The 16,976-nt window shown below is 39.8% G+C and carries 20 protein-coding genes; 10 read left to right on the top strand and 10 right to left on the bottom strand.

Annotation, left to right across the window (positions count from 1 at the left end; genetic code table 11):
• Positions 1–171 precede the first annotated feature (171 nt).
• Positions 172–726: a hypothetical protein gene (locus EWE74_RS07255; RefSeq protein WP_130140807.1), complete on the top strand. Its 555-nt coding sequence runs from the start codon at positions 172–174 to the stop codon at positions 724–726.
• Positions 727–754: 28 nt separating this feature from the next.
• Here the strand turns inward: EWE74_RS07255 and EWE74_RS07250 are convergent, their stop codons facing one another.
• Positions 755–1,111, bottom strand: coding sequence for a winged helix-turn-helix transcriptional regulator (locus tag EWE74_RS07250; RefSeq protein WP_130140806.1), 357 nt, complete (start codon positions 1,109–1,111; stop codon positions 755–757).
• Between the two features lie 163 nt (positions 1,112–1,274).
• Between EWE74_RS07250 and EWE74_RS07245 the strand changes: the two genes are divergently transcribed.
• Together EWE74_RS07245 and EWE74_RS07240 are read left to right on the top strand one after the other, a co-directional pair.
• Positions 1,275–2,309: an LLM class flavin-dependent oxidoreductase gene (locus EWE74_RS07245; RefSeq protein WP_239018576.1), complete on the top strand. Its 1,035-nt coding sequence runs from the start codon at positions 1,275–1,277 to the stop codon at positions 2,307–2,309.
• A 68-nt stretch (positions 2,310–2,377) separates the two neighbouring features.
• The gene (locus EWE74_RS07240) at positions 2,378–4,015 is read left to right on the top strand and encodes an ABC-F family ATP-binding cassette domain-containing protein (RefSeq protein WP_130140805.1); all 1,638 of its coding nucleotides are present in this window, start codon (positions 2,378–2,380) and stop codon (positions 4,013–4,015) included.
• A gap of 57 nt (positions 4,016–4,072) precedes the next feature.
• Here the strand turns inward: EWE74_RS07240 and EWE74_RS07235 are convergent, their stop codons facing one another.
• Entirely contained in the window at positions 4,073–4,390 is a 318-nt protein-coding gene (locus EWE74_RS07235; protein WP_130140804.1) for a cyclic nucleotide-binding domain-containing protein, read from the bottom strand.
• 140 nt (positions 4,391–4,530) lie between these two features.
• The gene (gene pdxR, locus EWE74_RS07230; protein WP_130140803.1) at positions 4,531–5,952 is read right to left on the bottom strand and encodes a MocR-like pyridoxine biosynthesis transcription factor PdxR; all 1,422 of its coding nucleotides are present in this window, start codon (positions 5,950–5,952) and stop codon (positions 4,531–4,533) included.
• A 100-nt stretch (positions 5,953–6,052) separates the two neighbouring features.
• On the opposite strand from pdxR, the gene EWE74_RS07225 reads away from it, so the two are divergent.
• The 6 genes from EWE74_RS07225 (at position 6,053) to EWE74_RS07195 (ending at position 10,825) form a co-directional block, all read left to right on the top strand.
• Positions 6,053–6,556 carry a cupin domain-containing protein gene (locus tag EWE74_RS07225; protein WP_130140802.1) on the top strand — a complete coding sequence of 168 codons (504 nt, stop codon included), beginning with the start codon at positions 6,053–6,055 and terminating at the stop codon, positions 6,554–6,556.
• Between the two features lie 8 nt (positions 6,557–6,564).
• The gene (locus EWE74_RS07220; RefSeq protein WP_130140801.1) at positions 6,565–7,464 is read left to right on the top strand and encodes a dihydrodipicolinate synthase family protein; all 900 of its coding nucleotides are present in this window, start codon (positions 6,565–6,567) and stop codon (positions 7,462–7,464) included.
• A 23-nt stretch (positions 7,465–7,487) separates the two neighbouring features.
• Complete coding sequence (locus EWE74_RS07215) at positions 7,488–7,718, top strand: thioredoxin family protein (RefSeq protein ID WP_130140800.1); 231 nt, start codon at positions 7,488–7,490, stop codon at positions 7,716–7,718.
• A gap of 86 nt (positions 7,719–7,804) precedes the next feature.
• The gene (locus EWE74_RS07210) at positions 7,805–8,137 is read left to right on the top strand and encodes a 2Fe-2S iron-sulfur cluster-binding protein (RefSeq protein ID WP_130140799.1); all 333 of its coding nucleotides are present in this window, start codon (positions 7,805–7,807) and stop codon (positions 8,135–8,137) included.
• Positions 8,138–8,149: 12 nt separating this feature from the next.
• A complete protein-coding gene (locus EWE74_RS07205; protein ID WP_130140798.1) occupies positions 8,150–8,686 on the top strand; it encodes a GNAT family N-acetyltransferase in 537 nt (178 codons plus the stop codon).
• A gap of 231 nt (positions 8,687–8,917) precedes the next feature.
• Positions 8,918–10,825 carry an AAA domain-containing protein gene (locus tag EWE74_RS07195; protein ID WP_130140797.1) on the top strand — a complete coding sequence of 636 codons (1,908 nt, stop codon included), beginning with the start codon at positions 8,918–8,920 and terminating at the stop codon, positions 10,823–10,825.
• A 505-nt stretch (positions 10,826–11,330) separates the two neighbouring features.
• Here EWE74_RS07195 and EWE74_RS07190 read toward each other — a convergent pair.
• The 4 genes from EWE74_RS07190 to EWE74_RS07175 form a co-directional block, all read right to left on the bottom strand.
• Complete coding sequence (locus EWE74_RS07190; RefSeq protein WP_130140796.1) at positions 11,331–12,689, bottom strand: amidohydrolase; 1,359 nt, start codon at positions 12,687–12,689, stop codon at positions 11,331–11,333.
• A 186-nt stretch (positions 12,690–12,875) separates the two neighbouring features.
• Positions 12,876–13,109, bottom strand: coding sequence for a hypothetical protein (locus tag EWE74_RS07185; RefSeq protein ID WP_130140795.1), 234 nt, complete (start codon positions 13,107–13,109; stop codon positions 12,876–12,878).
• A gap of 215 nt (positions 13,110–13,324) precedes the next feature.
• The gene (locus tag EWE74_RS07180; RefSeq protein WP_130140794.1) at positions 13,325–13,894 is read right to left on the bottom strand and encodes a Crp/Fnr family transcriptional regulator; all 570 of its coding nucleotides are present in this window, start codon (positions 13,892–13,894) and stop codon (positions 13,325–13,327) included.
• A 10-nt stretch (positions 13,895–13,904) separates the two neighbouring features.
• The gene (locus EWE74_RS07175) at positions 13,905–15,179 is read right to left on the bottom strand and encodes an adenylosuccinate synthase (RefSeq protein ID WP_130140793.1); all 1,275 of its coding nucleotides are present in this window, start codon (positions 15,177–15,179) and stop codon (positions 13,905–13,907) included.
• Between the two features lie 274 nt (positions 15,180–15,453).
• On the opposite strand from EWE74_RS07175, the gene EWE74_RS21085 reads away from it, so the two are divergent.
• Positions 15,454–15,603, top strand: a complete 150-nt coding sequence (locus tag EWE74_RS21085) for a hypothetical protein (RefSeq protein WP_165384663.1) — start codon at positions 15,454–15,456, stop codon at positions 15,601–15,603.
• Positions 15,604–15,687: 84 nt separating this feature from the next.
• Here EWE74_RS21085 and EWE74_RS07170 read toward each other — a convergent pair whose 3' ends face one another.
• The 3 genes from EWE74_RS07170 to EWE74_RS07165 form a co-directional block, all read right to left on the bottom strand.
• Positions 15,688–16,032, bottom strand: coding sequence for an SMI1/KNR4 family protein (locus EWE74_RS07170; protein WP_130140792.1), 345 nt, complete (start codon positions 16,030–16,032; stop codon positions 15,688–15,690).
• A gap of 15 nt (positions 16,033–16,047) precedes the next feature.
• A complete protein-coding gene (locus tag EWE74_RS21080; protein WP_165384662.1) occupies positions 16,048–16,224 on the bottom strand; it encodes a hypothetical protein in 177 nt (58 codons plus the stop codon).
• A gap of 295 nt (positions 16,225–16,519) precedes the next feature.
• Complete coding sequence (locus tag EWE74_RS07165) at positions 16,520–16,927, bottom strand: GNAT family N-acetyltransferase (protein WP_130140791.1); 408 nt, start codon at positions 16,925–16,927, stop codon at positions 16,520–16,522.
• Positions 16,928–16,976 lie beyond the last annotated feature (49 nt).

The following is a 16,976-nucleotide window of genomic DNA, read 5'->3' as shown; positions in this document are numbered from 1 at the left end:
GTGTCTGGATTGCACTAGTAAAGTCAAGATATCTCCAGACAGCTTCGGTCTATTTTTCTGCGATCATTAAGGCAGTTAGATCCGCTACGAGTCCTAATGGTTACAAATAAATTATTTACAATTAGTCGAACCGGTTATAGCAATTCTAATATTTATGTATCTTTATATAACATGGAAACTATCAGTATTTTATTTTTTGCGCTAGCCTCCTTTGTAGGTATAGAAGAATCGAGGATACTAAGCCGTAAAGCTACCGTCGCAATAGATCCTGTACATCAAACTTTTGAAGTTGTACAGGAAGATCTTTTTTCGATAGTTGTGACAGAAGAAGATAGTATTGCCACGATCAAAGAATTGCAGCTCATTATGGATGTTGAAAAGAATCCCGAAAACAATGATTCGAGTAGCGTAGTTATAGAGAGCGTGTGTTTACAAAGACAAGGTAACCAACTGCATGCTACTTTGAAAGGTCGTTACACAGATGTAAAAGCATTGCGGGAGGCGGGGATATATGTCGATAACGCCGGATTCTCAATGATAAATATCCCTGAATGGAATATCCGATCAACGGATGCTGCTTTGAAAGGAAATTATTGGGAATGGCCGGCAAACAAGAAAGTGACCTTCATGTTAGAAGCATTTGAAAATATTCCTGCAGATTATTTGCCGTACCGACATAGTGTATTGCCTTATTGGGATGATGCGCAGACTAACGCAAATAAGTAATCTCACCGTCGCCAAAACTTAAGACAGGTTAGTGATTTTGACAGGTGGTTGTGATTTTCTCTTTATGTTTTTGTCCCCAATCAGCCAACGTGACGATGACATTATCGATCGATCTGGCATATTCGGTATAGACATATTCTGTAACAACCGGCGTTTTATCTACGTGTACCTCTCTCTTTAATAATCCATTCAATTCCAGTTGTTTCAGTTCGTTGGATAGTACTCTCGCTGAAATACCATGGATGGTACGCTGCAAGTCGTTGAATCGTTTGTGTCCACTAAACATGGCCGCGAGAATTCGCAACCGCCACTTTCCACCCAAAACATACAGTGCATCTTCTAGTGCTCTGAGATTTTCCTCACATTTTGTATCCGCGTAATCCATCTTTTGCTTATAAGTAACCTAAATACAGCTACTAACCTTTAGTTTATTACTAATAAATTGTTAGTGCAATATAGGTACTTTTGTACTATATAAAAAAAATGTCATTCTTTTTGCCTAGCAAAAACCATAACGCATCATACGAATAATTATAAAAGTACATACAATGATAGAAATAGGAATCGATAGCTTCGCTACAAATTTCACCGCCTTAGGTAGTAAAATCAACAGTTCTGAGTCATTGCGCTTATTGTTGCAACGTATCCAGTTTGCCGACGAAAAAGGGTTAGACGTATTTGGGATAGGTGAGCACCACCGTAAGGAGTTTTTGGATTCCGCACCTTCGGTCATTTTGGCTGCGGCTGCAGGTACGACTCAACGCATCAAGCTTACTAGTGCCGTATCAGTCATCGGTGCCGATGATCCCGTAAGACTTTTTCAAAATTATGCTACGCTTGATTTGATCACGCAAGGAAGAGCCGAAATCGTGGTGGGCAGGGGGTCATTTGTGGATGCATATCCGTTGTTCGGATTAAACTTGGAAGATTATGATGCGCTGTTCGCCGAAAAATTGGATTTACTGCTCCAGATAAGAGACAACGAAACCGTCAATTGGAATGGTCGTTTCAGGCCAGCGCTTAAAGATCAGGCTATTTACCCACGACCTTTTCAAGAGAAATTGCCTATTTGGTTGGGCGTTGGCGGCACGACACAGTCATTTGTTCGGGCAGGAAGATTAGGCCTTCCACTGATGGTCGCCGTAATTGGTGGAGAGACCCATCGTTTTCGTCCTTTAGTCGATTTGTATCGGGAGTCGGGGTTAGAGGCCGGACACAAACTCGAAGACCTTAAAGTTGGGCTTCATTCTACCGGATTTGTAGGTGCAACTACGTCAGCTTCGACAAAAATTTTCTTACCTGGCTATACCAAAGCTATGAACAATATTGGCAAGGAAAGAGGATGGGGGCCCCTGACCCAAGAGCATTTTGAAAGGGAGACCTCTCCATTGGGCGCCATTGTTTTGGGTGGCCCTGAAGAAGTAGCGGAGAAGATCATCAGACATGCTAAAGCATTGGGAGGCATCAACCGTTTCACCTTTCAGATGGATGTAGCCAATTTGGAACATGAATATTTGATGGAAGCCATCGAGCTGATCGGCGATAAGGTAATCCCGATCATTCGAGAAATGGAAAAAGTGTAGACAAAATTATATCCAACCTCCATTATATTGCTGTATCTTTGCCGCTGTTTTTTAAATAGACACATATCGTGATAGACGTAAATAATATCTCCGTATCCTTTGGCGGCACAACCCTTTTCAGTGATGTATCGTTTTCCATCAATGAAAATGACAAGATAGCCCTGATGGGAAAGAATGGTGCAGGAAAATCCACTTTATTAAAGATCATTGCCGGCGTAGGGAAACCCACTACCGGCCATATCAGCGGGCCGAAGGAAGCGGTGATCGCTTACCTTCCTCAGCACCTGTTGACGGAGGATAATATGACGGTTTTTGAGGAGACCTCTAAAGCTTTTGATGAAGTCTACCGGATGCGTGACGAACTTGAAGCGCTCAACGAACAACTGAACATCCGTACCGATTATGACTCGGACGAGTACATGAAGTTAATCGAGCAGGTTTCCGAGCTAAGCGAAAAGTTCTATTCCATCGAAGAGACCAACTATGATGCAGAAGTTGAAAAAGTATTAAAAGGTTTGGGTTTTGAACGGCGGGATTTTAGCCGTCAGACAGCTGAGTTTTCAGGGGGATGGCGTATGCGTATAGAACTCGCCAAAATTCTATTGAAAAAGCCCGATTTAATACTTCTTGATGAGCCTACCAACCACATGGATATAGAAAGTATTGAGTGGCTAGAGGATTTTCTGGTCAATTCGGCCAAAGCTGTTATCGTTATCTCCCATGATCGCGCATTTGTTGATCATATTACGAACCGCACGATCGAGGTAACGATGGGGCGTATCTACGACTATAAAGCAAAATACTCTCACTACCTGCAGTTGCGTCAAGAACGACGCCAGCACCAACTGAAGGCTTACGAAGAACAACAACGTTTTATTGCCGATACGCAAGAATTTATAGATCGTTTTAAAGGTACTTATTCCAAAACATTGCAGGTGCAGTCCCGCGTTAAGATGTTGGAAAAATTGGATATCATTGAAGTGGACGAGGTAGATACCTCCGCGCTACGTCTAAAATTCCCGCCGTCTCCTCGTTCGGGACAATATCCTGTCATCGTGGAAGAACTCACCAAAGCCTACGGAGAGCATGTCGTGTTCGAAAAAGCCTCGATGGTTATCGAACGTGGAGAGAAAATAGCTTTCGTCGGTAGAAATGGAGAAGGTAAATCAACCATGATTAAAGCTATCATGGGTGAAATTGATTACGAAGGGTCTCTAAAAGTGGGGCATAATGCCCAAATTGGGTATTTTGCACAAAATCAAGCCTCGTTACTGGATGAAGAACTTACCGTGTTCGAAACCATCGACCAAATTGCCTTGGGTGATGTACGTGTCAAAATCAAAGATCTTCTGGGGGCATTCATGTTTAGCGGAGACGATACTACCAAAAAGGTGAAAGTACTCTCCGGAGGAGAAAAAACACGTCTGGCTATGATTAAGCTTTTGTTAGAGCCCGTGAATGTGCTCATCCTCGATGAGCCAACCAATCACTTGGACATGAAAACCAAAGATATCATTAAAGATGCCCTGCAAGAATTTGATGGTACGCTGATTTTGGTGTCGCACGATAGAGACTTCCTCGATGGATTGGCAACGAAAGTTTTCGAGTTTGGCAACAAGCGCGTAAGAGAGCACTTCGAAGATATCAAGGGCTTCTTGGAATACAAGAAAATGAACAACCTTAATGATATTGAAAGGGTGGGATAGCAATGGGCAAGATATTGATTTATTTAGATTTTCTCGTAATCGTACAGGAGACTTAAATTAACGAGAAATCAGATGCGTTTTATCCATGTTTTTGTCCGAGGTATTTGATTTTTTGCAGCCATTTATCCCGCTTTGTTGTATCCGAAGTCCTTTTGGAAATCGAAAACAATAGGTTACATCTTCTGCACTTGAAGTGCTGTAATAAGAACGGAAGATTCCAGATGCAATGAAGGCGACCTCATTACAGGGCTGATTTTCTTTGACAAAAAAATCATTCTTGTTCAACGTTCTGTATTCGTTACCTAGGATTTTGATGAAAGGAAATCCATTGTTTGCCGACAGATCTTTACTTCCATCTTTCACAAATCTAATCATTTTATGCCTTATTTAGACTGCTATCCAATCGGATGAGCCAGACCAAAAGCCAATATTCTGGATGAAAGCAATGAATTATGGAGATCATTAGTTAGTGGGTTACACAGAAGCAGAAAATTTTGTCTTAATCAGTTCGCCTATCACAGTAATTTTGCCAAAGCAATAATTCCCTCTTCTAAATCCTCTTCGGAAAGCGAGCCATAACCCAATCTTATACCGTTTACGGTTTCATCAAAACTATAAGTATCGGGTGTAATGATTTTGATGCCTTTGCTTTTAAGCTTTTTGGAAATTTCTAACCAGTCCACTTGTTTATTGGATACAACCCAAACAGCTAAACCACCGTCGGGAATTGCGTAAGTTGCTTTGTCTGAGAGATATTTATTCAGCACAGTTGCCATAAAATCTCTTTTGGCCTTGTAGTGATTGGTTGATTTTTTGATATGCCGTTTTATGGTGCCGTCCTTGATAAGTTGCAAAACCGCCTGTTCCATTATGCTGTCACTTTGTACATCAATAATCTTTCGCAAACTACCCACCTGTTCAATCAAATCACCGTCGTTACTTGCCAAATAACCGATACGTAAGGCGGGTGCAACAACCTTACTCATTGTACCAATATAAACGTAGTTCTTCAACTCCGTAAAGCTCGACAAAGGCAATACGGGGCGATACCCAAAATGAAACTCATTATCATAATCATCTTCAATAATCGTGAAACTGTATTTGTTAGAAATCCCTATCAATTCCAGTCTTCTCTTTAGGCTCAATGTTACCGTAGTAGGATATTGACGGTGCGGTGTAACATAGATTGCCTTTATTTTTTTTCCCGATTTCAGATAAGAAATTACCTCATCAATCTTCAGACCTTCTTTATCCACACTTACAGGCAAAAGTTTTGCACCTGCATTTTCGAAGGCTTTCCAAGCAGGTTGATAACCTGGATTTTCAATAAGTACATAATCACCTTTTGTAAACAGACATTGAGCCGTTAGATACATCGCCATTTGACTACCACGAGTGATACAGGTGTTTCGTTCGTTTATCTGCATACCTCTTTGATGATTGAGCATTTGAACAATAGTTTTTCTGAATTCCAAATCTCCCAATTCATTACCGTAGCCCATCATCTGCCACCTTGCTTTTTGGTTGAAGACTTGGCGGTATGCCCTTGCCAATTCGGTAATAGGTGCAATTTTACTGTCAGGGCTTCCGTCATCAAACTGTAAATGATATTGTGAACCCTCTCTGTTTTTTAGGACAGGAGTTAAAGGCTTATTTTTTTGCACTTCCTTAAAATCGGGTAATGTATCGGCAACAAAAGTACCTTGCCTTTCTTTAGAAATCAGCCATCCCTCAATAAGCAGTACGTTTAGAGCCTCTACAACTGTATTTCTATTGATTTTTAGAAGTTGTGCTAAATTTCTGCTTCCCGGCAATGCATCTCTAGGTTTTAATCTTCCTAAATGAATATCTTTTATGATAGCATCAGCTATTTGCAGATAAATGGCTTTATCTGATTTTTCATCCAATTGTAATTCAAAATTCCATTTTCTCAGCATCTGGACTATCTATTTTTGTTAAAACTGTATCATTTATATAGTCCAAAGATACAATACTTTTGTATTGCAATAGTGCAAATAACAGTAAAAAAGTGAAACTATGTCAAAAGTAGAAACAAATCAGGCAGAAGTAAAAAAATCAATCCATGCAGCGCAAAAACAATTCAGTTCTAAAGATTTTCATCAAACATTTGCAAGACCCACTTTTGTGAAACCTTCACACGTCATTCACAAAAACGTTGAAAACGCAGGTGTACACAACCAATTTTCGGAAGAAAGAAAACATCCTGTTTTCTTTGTGGACTTACCGAGTAAGAATGTAAGTATGACCATCGGAGGCTTATTGCCCGGACAGAAAACACATTTACACCGACATACTTACGAAACAGTTTTATATGTTATTGAGGGTAAAGGCTGGACAAGAGTAGAAGACGAAATTGTGGAATGGGAAGCAGGCGACGCCGTTTATATCCCTTCTTGGGCTTGGCATCAGCACCAAAATTTAAGTGAAACTGAATCCGCAAAATACATTGCTTGCGAAAATGCACCTCAACTGCAAAACTTAGGCGTAGCATTGCGTGAAGAAGAAGGAAGAGATTTTTAACTAAAAATATGAATAACGCACCATTTAAAGGCGTAATCGCATACCCGATTACACCATTTGACAGCAACGAGAATATTGATATTCCACTGTTCAAAAAACAAGTAGAACGATTGGTAACAACAGGTTCTCACGGTATCGCTCCATTGGGAAGTACAGGTGTCATGCCTTATCTTCATGATGTGGAAAAAGAGGCCATAACCGAAGCAACAATGCAACAGGTTGATGGCAGGGTACCTACATTGGTAGGTGTTTCCAACCTTACTACGGATAAAACTGTTTATCACGCACAATTTGCCGAAAAAGCAGGTGCTACGGCAGTAATGATTATTCCGATGAGTTATTGGAAATTAACCGATGATGAAATTGTGAAACATTATGATACTGTTGCTTCCAAAATTTCCATTCCGATAATGGCATATAACAATCCTGCAACAGGAGGTGTGGATATGTCTCCCGCATTATTAAAACGTTTATTGGAAATTCCGAATGTGACGATGATAAAAGAAAGTACAGGAGATGTTCAGCGTATGCATTATCTGAAAAAAGAATTAGGAGATGACGTCGCATTTTTCAACGGTTCTAACCCGTTAGCACTTTCTGCTTTTTCAGCCGGAGCGAGAGGTTGGTGTACGGCAGCCCCTAATCTCATACCCGAACTTAATATCGCTCTTTATGATGCTATACAGGAGAACGATTTGGTAAAAGCCCAAAGAATATTCTATAAACAGATTGATTTGCTAAAATTCATCGTGGCAAAAGGGCTGCCTCGTTCCATAAAGGCTGGTTTAGATTTGTTAGAAATAGGTGGAGGTGGTTTGAGAAGCCCTTTGAAGCCACTTAACGAAAATGAAATAGCGGAACTAGATAGTATACTTTCAGCTATTAATAAGGAAGTCTATCAACATTAAACATAATTCTAAAACAACGTAAAATGACAAAAGCAATTTTTTATCACGCAGGCTGTGCTGTATGCGTAAGCGCAGAAAAGGATATTTTAAATCTTATTCCTGAAAATCAGGTTGAAGTAGTCCATTTAGGTACAGATAAAACAAAATTGAAAAATGCAGAAAATGCAGGTGTAAAATCTGTTCCTGCATTGGTCTTATCTAACGGTAATGTGTTACATATCAACTTTGGTGCTTCAATAGAAGATTTGAAGTAATCTCCATATAAAAGCCCGAAAGCAACAAGATTTTTTCGGGCTTTATACATTATTGTCTCAGAAATGATAAAAAAATTAAATGCAATATGAGTGTAAACGAAGAAATCAACCCTGTTGAATCCCAAAACGAGCAATCGGATCACGTGAAAGTAACACTAACACTGAACGGTACTACACAGCATATCCTATGGAATAAACAGATACCTTTGCTTGATGCAATGCTCAACGCCGGAGTTGATGCTCCACATTCTTGTTGTAGAGGTACATGTGGCACTTGTGTATGCAAACTGGAGGAGGGCGAAGTACGGTTAAAACGGAATTTTGTCCTATCTGAAGCTCATATACAGCAAGGTTTGATTTTGGCTTGTGTATCCGTTTCTATAAGTGACAGTATTAAGATAAATTATGACGAATTTTAATATGTTAAGAAAATGAATATCAATAGACAGCTCATATTGGAAAATGAAAAAGTAATCCTTTATCCTCTGCAGAAAAAAGATTTTGATGCGTTGTATGCCGTAGCATCCGACCCGAAAATTTGGGAGCAGCACCCTAATAATGATCGCTGGAAAAAGGAAGTGTTCAAAACGTTTTTTGACGAAGCATTGCAAAGCAAGGGTGCTTTTAAAATCGTAGATAAAGCAACAGGAAATATTATTGGAAGCACACGGCTATACAATTCCAATGATCTAGAAAAAAGTATCTTTATCGGTTATACATTTTACGCAGTTTCATATTGGGGCAAGGGGATAAACAAATTGGTAAAAGCTACAATGCTGGATTATGTTTTTCAATACGTTTCAAAAGTATATTTCCATATCGGGGCAAATAATATCCGTTCACAGACAGCCATTGAGCGTGTTGGTGCAGCTAAAATTACCGAGGAAATAGTAACCTATGCTGACGGAACATCACGATTGAATTTTGTGTACGAAATCAGTAAAGAAAAATGGTGTAAAGCAAAATAACAATAATTTATATCCACGTTGCGGATTTGAGTATGACGGAAACCACAATTATTACTATTGGTGGAAATAATAATACATACGTCATCGGAGTATATCGATTACCTCCTTGGCCTTCTGTTTTTTGAGGTCACAATTTGTGACCTCAAAAAATTGAACTCGTTCTTCCTTCGTTTTGCTCATCATTGAATGGTATCGTTTTTTTTATATAAAAAAAACCTATTTATTTGTAATATGAATTACTTTGACCAGCAAATCGCTCTTTTAAATGAAGAAAAAGACCATGATTTTGCTCATCACGAGAAATTACTATTACATAGCTCATTACAAGAACGTCGATTGCTGGGGGTAAGCTGGTTTCCGGTTTCTATTTCAAATACCGAATTAGGAAGAGGCGATTATTTATACCTTACTATTCAAAAAACTAATTTTTTAGAAGAAGGGCACAAGTTTAGGTTTGGAATGCCCGTAGCATTATTCTCTAATTACGATCCGCTAACAGATCGAATAGAAGGCGTTATAAGCTATGTAGGACGTGATACCATGCGTGTTTCTATTCGGGAAGACGAGTTGCCCGATTGGGCTAGACGAGGAAAGCTAGGGGTAGATCTGTTGTTTGATGAGTATTCCTACCGAGAGATGTTTGCGGGTTTAGAAGAGGCAAAAGCACGACTAGCCAATCCTAAACAAGGAAATATTGTAGCGCAGTTATTGGGTAAAGAATCATGGACATTATTACAAGAAAAAGAAATTCATTATCAAAACCCCAAACTGAATGCTAGTCAAAATTTGGCTATTTCGGCCATGTTACTTGATAATCCATTAACGATCTTACATGGTCCTCCAGGAACAGGAAAAACAACAACGTTAATCGAAGGAATTAGCGCGTTATTAAAAAATAACAAAAAACAAATACTAGTCGTTGCTCCAAGTAATACGGCTGTAGATTTGTTATCAGAGCGTTTGGCAAAAGTTGGCGTAGACGTCGTACGTATAGGAAACCCGATACGTGTATCTGAACATTTACAGCAACTCACTTTAGATGCACGTATCGATGCACATCATGCGAATAAAGAACGTAAGACACTCGAAAAACAAGCGAGCGCCTATTTGGATTTAGCACACAAATATAAACGTAATTTTGGAAGATCCGAGCGTGAACAACGAAAAGCACTATTTGCGGAAGCTAAGAAAATAAGAAAAGAAATAGATGCTGTTCAAGATTATATTTCTACTACTATATTGGATAATGCGGAGGTTATAACGACAACCTTGATTGGTGCTAATCATCCCAGTATTCGCGATCGAAACTTTCATACCGTAGTCATGGATGAAGCAGGACAGGCCATAGAACCGGCCTGTTGGGTTCCGATTTTAAAAGCGAATCGCGTGATTATGGCTGGTGACCATCGTCAATTGCCTCCAACAATTAAGTCTTCGCTCAAGTCGGACCAGGGGCTATATATAACATTGTTTGAGAAATTGTTTACTCGATTTCCTGATATTGTATTTTTATTAGATGTACAATATCGAATGCATCAACAGATTATGTTTTACCCCTCTAAGATGCTTTATGCTGGCAAATTGACTGCTTCCAAAGCAGTTGCAGATTGGCATTTGATCGATGATAGTAAGCCCGTAGTTTTTATTGACACGGCTGGTGCCGGATACGAAGAAACGATTGAGGATAATGCGATTTCAAATAGGGAAGAAGCGCTGTTTGTCTACAGACATCTAATGGATACAGTTATAAGCTTGTCTAAAAAATATACCGCACATGATTTTCCGAGTATTGGTGTTATCGCGCCTTACCGTCAGCAGTCTATCTTATTGAAAGAAATTATCCTAACTGATGCGTTATTAGCTTCTATTCAGCCATCTATTCAAGTTCATACAATTGATAGCTTTCAAGGTCAGGAGAAAGATATTATATATATATCTTTAACGCGGAGTAATACGAACCAGCAGATTGGATTTTTAGCAGACATTCGACGTATGAATGTAGCGATGACCAGAGCCAAGAAAAAACTTATCGTTATTGGTGATAGCGCTACAATAGGGGAGCATGATTTTTACAGAGGTTTTTTAGATTATGCGAACAGCTTAGATCAATATCATAGTGTCTGGGAATGGATGGAATAATATTTCCAACATCAGTAAATATGCTGATCTAGCAATCGGAATTAGTCGTTAAGCCTTAGGCAAATAATTGAAGTTCGTTATTCAGTGCCAGACTAGCTGTAAACCCTGTATACCTGTAAATTGCCAGGAAGAGCCTGTATGAAATCTTGACAGATAAGATAAATTGATGAAACCCTATGAAAGTCAAAATGACGGCGCAATTGATCTACTTACTATTTGCTGTTTTCCTCTGCTTTAACATCCATTTATAGATTTCTGGATTGTGTTCATAGAGATATTGGATACCGTGGCCTTCACCTTTAAGTCGATGGAAGGTTATGTTTCCATTGCATTTTTGTAGGGAGTCAACTATTCTTTCCGATTGCATTATTGATATCATTTAATTCAATAAGACGGTCGCTCGTCGAAAATCCCTTTTGCATCAGCAATGCATCTATTATACGGATGCTCATCTTGATAGCTTGCTTTTCTACGTCCACCCCAACTTTAAGTCGCAATTTGCGACTTAAATAAAAACTTGGTGTCCTTCATAGTATAGTGATTTCACTTGAGAAATACGAGATACTGCTTCGGCGGAGCAGGAGGCGTCGACCAATGCAAAGCTGGCCAAATCTCCTTCTTTTGGCCATTGTTGTACACCTTGGTCATCCAATGGAAGTATTCCAGCGGTCGGCAAACGCAGCATCCGTGATAGTGCAAATTCGGTCGACGCTCCATAGAGCTGTGCTGCTACATTTGCTTTTTGGAGAACACTGCCTGACCCGAACGTGTTCCAATGATCAATAACACTATCTGTACCTAATAGCACCTCTACGCCATATTTTAGTAACGTCGGGATAGGCATGACGGTATTGCCGAACGGAACAGAAGAAGCAATACCTATCCCTGCGGAAGCAAGCTTCTCTGCGATAGTTTCCTGCTGAGCTCTGTCCATATTGGCCAGTGCAAAAGCGTGGCTTATGTAGGTCTTGTGACGTAAGGCGGGATTTTCGATTGCCTTATCAATCAGGTATTCGATCGTCTGCACGCCTGTCTTGCCAGACTCGTGAAGATGGATGTCAATGCCTTTGCCGTAATCCAATGCTAATTGCACCATGTAATCAACGGGTTTTTCTATCGATCCATCAATAGAGTAGGGGTCAAGACCACCTATAAAATCAATGTCTAGTTGCGCAGCTTCTTTAAGATAAGAAGCGGAGTCTGTGTAGAAGATTCCGTGCTGTGGAAAGGCAACTATTTCTGCGCCGAATGATTGCTTTTTGTTTTCCAATGCTTTCTGCAGGTTGTCTAAAGACTGTAATTTGGATGTCGGCTCTATATTGACGTGGCTACGGGCGAAGTTGGTACCGTATGATTGAAGTAGCTCCATCAGTTTTTCTGCTTTATACGTGGAATTTTTCAACAATTCGGGTAGGATTTTTTGTTCTAATTCAATCATTCCTTTCACCCCATTAGATCGTGGACCGATTGCTTGCCATTTATCGCCGTAGAATGTTTTGTCCAGATGGATATGCATATCCTTAAAGGATGGCAGCATCAGCCAGCCCGATGCATCGGTTCCTACTTGATTTTTATCATTTGGCGAGATGCTTTTGATCTTGCCATTTTCAATCCGAATAGTGAATAGATCGGTCTGTGTAGCCACGATCTGTTCATTCTCGTATATAAAACCCGTCTCTAACCGCACATTCTTTAGAACTTGCGTCGTATCAGCGACGCTCTTGGCGGCTGCTTCACGTTGTTTGTTGACGGATGTGTTTGGCGCAGACTGATCGATGTTTGGTGATAAGAATGCCCCTGCTAGCCCTATAGATGATGTTTTTAAAAAATCTTTTCGTGATACTCTTCCTGTTTCCACTGCCATATGCTTTGTTACGAATAACAAAGATACGGAGATCAGCAGTTTTATCGTTGAAAGATTCCTTCTAATACTTGTAGATATTATTCAGAGTAATAGAGAAGCGCGGAGATGGGCACTCCATAAGACTAGATGGCTAGTTTTAATTGCATTTCGTAAGCTCATGCTGTCCGGATTCCGCGGCGTGTGTCTTTAATCCCCATCCCTATAGTCGATAAGTTCAAATTTCACTACATCGCCCTGCTTGATGGTTATTTTGGTTCCGGAAGGTGTGTATTTTCCTGTCATACAAGCTTCGTCCGCACCTAGCGGCTCCATATCTAAGTTCACGTCGTCGTGCTTTTCAAGCAGTTCTAACAAATCTGCGCGTAGCTTATCGAAATACTCGTTAACCAGATTTAGGTTTCTTTCTTTTGTTTTGTCCATGATCTAAATATAACTAAAAATAGAAATATCTAAGCGTTTTAGGATGAACGTCAACGTCGGTCCCGGTGTAAATTTTTATGATAGCAAAAGCGAATTTGCTCCTATTGGTGGCGTCACACTTGGTTTTAGATTACTTTTACACTGCAAAAGTACGGGAGATATCAGAAAGCTCACTTCAAACCAATAAGTTTCGGGTGTTAAGCATCATGGTATACTTATATAATATTTTTTCGGATGCGGCTTAAAGAGGATGCAGTAATACCCAAATAGGAAGCTAGCATCACTAAGGGAACGCGATTTGCCAGTCCGGGATAAAGTTTTAGAAACAGCAGATAGCGTTCGCTAGCATCGAGATTCATCATGGTATTTGCTGTTTTTAATTTGCTTTCGATAACAAATCCGTACAGCTTAACCATTAAAAGAGGCCAGATTTTGATTTCTTTTTCCAACAGTAAAAAATTTTGGAAATTAAGGCTCCATAGTTGTGCGTCAGTTACGGATTCGATATAGTCGCTGGATGGAGTACGATCCATAAAACTTTGGAAATCTCCAATAAAGCGACCTTCGTAGATAAAATATCTTGTAAAATCGTCACCTTTATTATTATAATAAAGGGAACGAAATACACCACTTTCTACGAAAGCTATACTATCAGTAACCTTTCCACAGGCAACAAAATAGGTCGTTTTTGGAATATGCTTCTTCTCAAAGGCCTGCCTGATTAAGCCCTCTTCCCGCTTATCAAGCTGACCAAATTTTCGGATATATTCTAAAAGTTGCTCCATGTTGATTGTGTTAATTATCCAAGATAATCAATTCTTCTCGTTGCGGTCCAGTGGATAGGTATTTTACTGATATTTTTAATTCCTCTTCCAAAAAGGAAATAAATAGTTTCAGTTCTTTCGGAACTTGTATTTGCTGGTTGATTTTGCCGAGTGGCGTATTCCATCCGTCTAAAAATTTCCAGACAGGTCGCGCGGCATCGTCTACACTTGTTGGAGAGACTAAGGTCCTTGTCTCGCCATCTCTTTCATATGCTGTACAAATAGGCACTTCGGACATTCCATTTAGGATATCAGCCTTAGTCAGCACAAGATCGGTCACACCGTTTAACATAATAGCATATTTTAATGCGGGAAGATCCAGCCAGCCCACTCTTCGTGGTCGTTTGGTATTAGATCCGAATTCGTCTCCTTTTTTACGCAACTCATTGGCAGGAGATCCCGTTATTTCCGTTGGAAAAATACCTTTTCCAACGCGTGTGCAATAGGCTTTTGTAACACCATAAATTTTATCAATAAGCTTGGGGGATACTCCCAAACCCACACATGCTGCGGATGCGATGGTATTGGAAGAGGTGACATAGGGGTAGCTACCATGATCAATGTCTAATAACGTAGCTTGAGCACCTTCTGCCAATACTTTTTTATTGTTCCTGAGTGCTTCATTGATGATAATTTCTGTATCGGTAATTTGTGTTTTTTTAAAAAAATTGCATGCTTCCAGAAAATTGTCATATAATTCCTGTAACATAGGCATATCCTGTCCTAAAGCTTGGAGCTCAAGGTACTGCTTAGCCAAGATTTGGAATACCTCTGCTTCGAAATTTTTGGAAAGTATATCGCCCACGCGTATATTTTGCCGAAGTATTTTATTGGAATAGGTCGGTGCAATACCATTTTTAGTTGTTCCAATAGTACGGTATTCCGGTGATTCTTCGAAATAGATATCCCAGTACTTGTAGGTTGGCAATACAAGGTGAGCCTTCGCTGATACCAGAATCCGATGGAACAAATCGGTATCAGGCAAACAGGCTTGAAGCTGTTCCACCTCGGCTTGGAGTGCGATAGGATCGATCACCACACCAGTGCCAATAATATTTTTGATATGGGGATAAAAGATACCTGAGGGTAGTAATTTAAGTGTAATCCGTTTGCCTTTATGATAAATACTATGTCCCGCGTTTGCCCCACCGTTAAACCGGGCAATTATGTCATAATCACGGCTGATCAGATCAATGATTTTTCCTTTCCCTTCGTCTCCCCACTGGAGTCCAATTAAAATGTCCATATTGCTATTGTGTTGAATTTATGGAACAAAGCTAGGGCATAGGGAGAAGGGGACAATTGTCATTTGGCAAAAAAGCAAATAATGTTTAAATCTAGCTTTCAAAAACGATTCTCCTGTTCCTTTTCACGGGGTGTATTTTATAAAATTACCCAGAGCAATAGAGAAGCGAGGAAATGAACACTCGTTCATAATTCATTATACCAATAAAGTTAACAATAAACTTTTATCGTAATGCAATAATGCTTGCGTTTTATAATTCAATAACGAGCTCCTTATGATAGCCATTATAAGGCTCGTCGATATAGCCATGTGGATTGCTTACAATTGTAGTATTGCCGATATTGCTCTTCGCGGTGCTGTGTTTGAGGCTGTCCTCAAGCCAAAATCGTGCTTTTTGATGTATTTCGTAGGGGGAAATCCATAGAACCAAATTCACGATGAAGGTCACTTATGATCTGTATTTTCATTCTCGAAGGTTAATCATTGATTATATCGACCATTGCATAAGCTATTTTGTATTTGAGAGCTTATCGAACGCGTCGAAATCACAGTCCAAATAACCATCTTCGCCAACGAACATAATGCCAGTTAGATAAGCCTTGGCTATGATTTCAAACATATCTGTTAACGATTCATGGGTGTAATCCGGATCAGTACCGAAGGTATTCGTCCAAAATATACGACCATAATCGGTTGTTCCTTCATTCAGATCTACCCAATAGCAGTTGCCTGCGCCATCCTCAAGAAATGGAAACAGTTGTTTACCGGGACGGAAGTCCCTCGTCCAGTTATGAAAACTGTCTGGAAACTCCATGCTTTTTCCTTTCGCTGGCATATTTACATATACAGCCATAGCAATTCTCCAGTCTTATAAGAAACTGGCGACTAAACACGCGACTATAATAAAAGAAAACAGATAGTCCAGCCAAATCAACTTTCTCTTATCATCCAAATCATAGAAAGAAAATCGTTTGCCCGTAATGATCAATTCCCATGGTGTCAGTTTTTTAAACAGCTGACGGAAAAACTGAAAAGATAGAAGCATCACAAGTAATGTTTTCAGCGCTGCTAAGTTATTGCCATTGACTTTTTGGAAGTCTGGATAGTCTTTTGCAATAAAATAAACGAGCAATTGAATGATACCTGTAATAAGCCAAAGTAGGTAGACATTATAACTTCTCAGCTGTCTGTAATAACCGCTAATCTCATTTCTGTAAGCTCATGCCGAAGAAAGTGCGCTAAAAGGTGAAAGTTTGGTGGTAAAGATAGAAGGAGAGGTGAAAGAAGTTCCGGCAAAAGACCTTCTTGTAAATATGCCAAAGGCAAGATAAGGGGCTATTCTAATGATCTCCGCCCGAGTAAATCCACATTGGCTCGGTTTGTCCAGCTCTTTCGAAACCTACCTTTTTATAAAAATCGATAGCTTTACTGTCCGCCGTTAACATTTGCATATGGAAATCTTTGTATATCTCCTGCATCTTATCCATGATCATGTGTCCAATACCTTTTCCCTGATAGGATGGGAGGACGAGTAGATGCGGATAGTACACTACGAGATGTCCGTCGGAAATAGCGTTACCGAGTCCTACCAAGATGTCCCCATCCCAAGCGGTAATCAGCGAATGAGAATTTATTAACCCTTTAAGCAGTAGATCCGGTTTCTGTGCAGCATTCCACGCATTGGCTTCGTATAAGGGCAAAATTTGATCTGCCGTTATATTTCTTGTATCGTTTAAAACTATTTCCATTTAAATTGATATTTTCGGTAGTTCGGTAAATACCATTGGTGCATACTTC

It is taken from the genome of Sphingobacterium corticibacterium, assembly GCF_004208525.1.
In the GTDB taxonomy this organism is placed as follows: Bacteria; Bacteroidota; Bacteroidia; order Sphingobacteriales; family Sphingobacteriaceae; genus Sphingobacterium; species Sphingobacterium corticibacterium.
The sequence above is the reverse complement of the archived record's forward strand: the minus strand, read 5'-3'. Positions and strand labels throughout refer to the sequence as shown.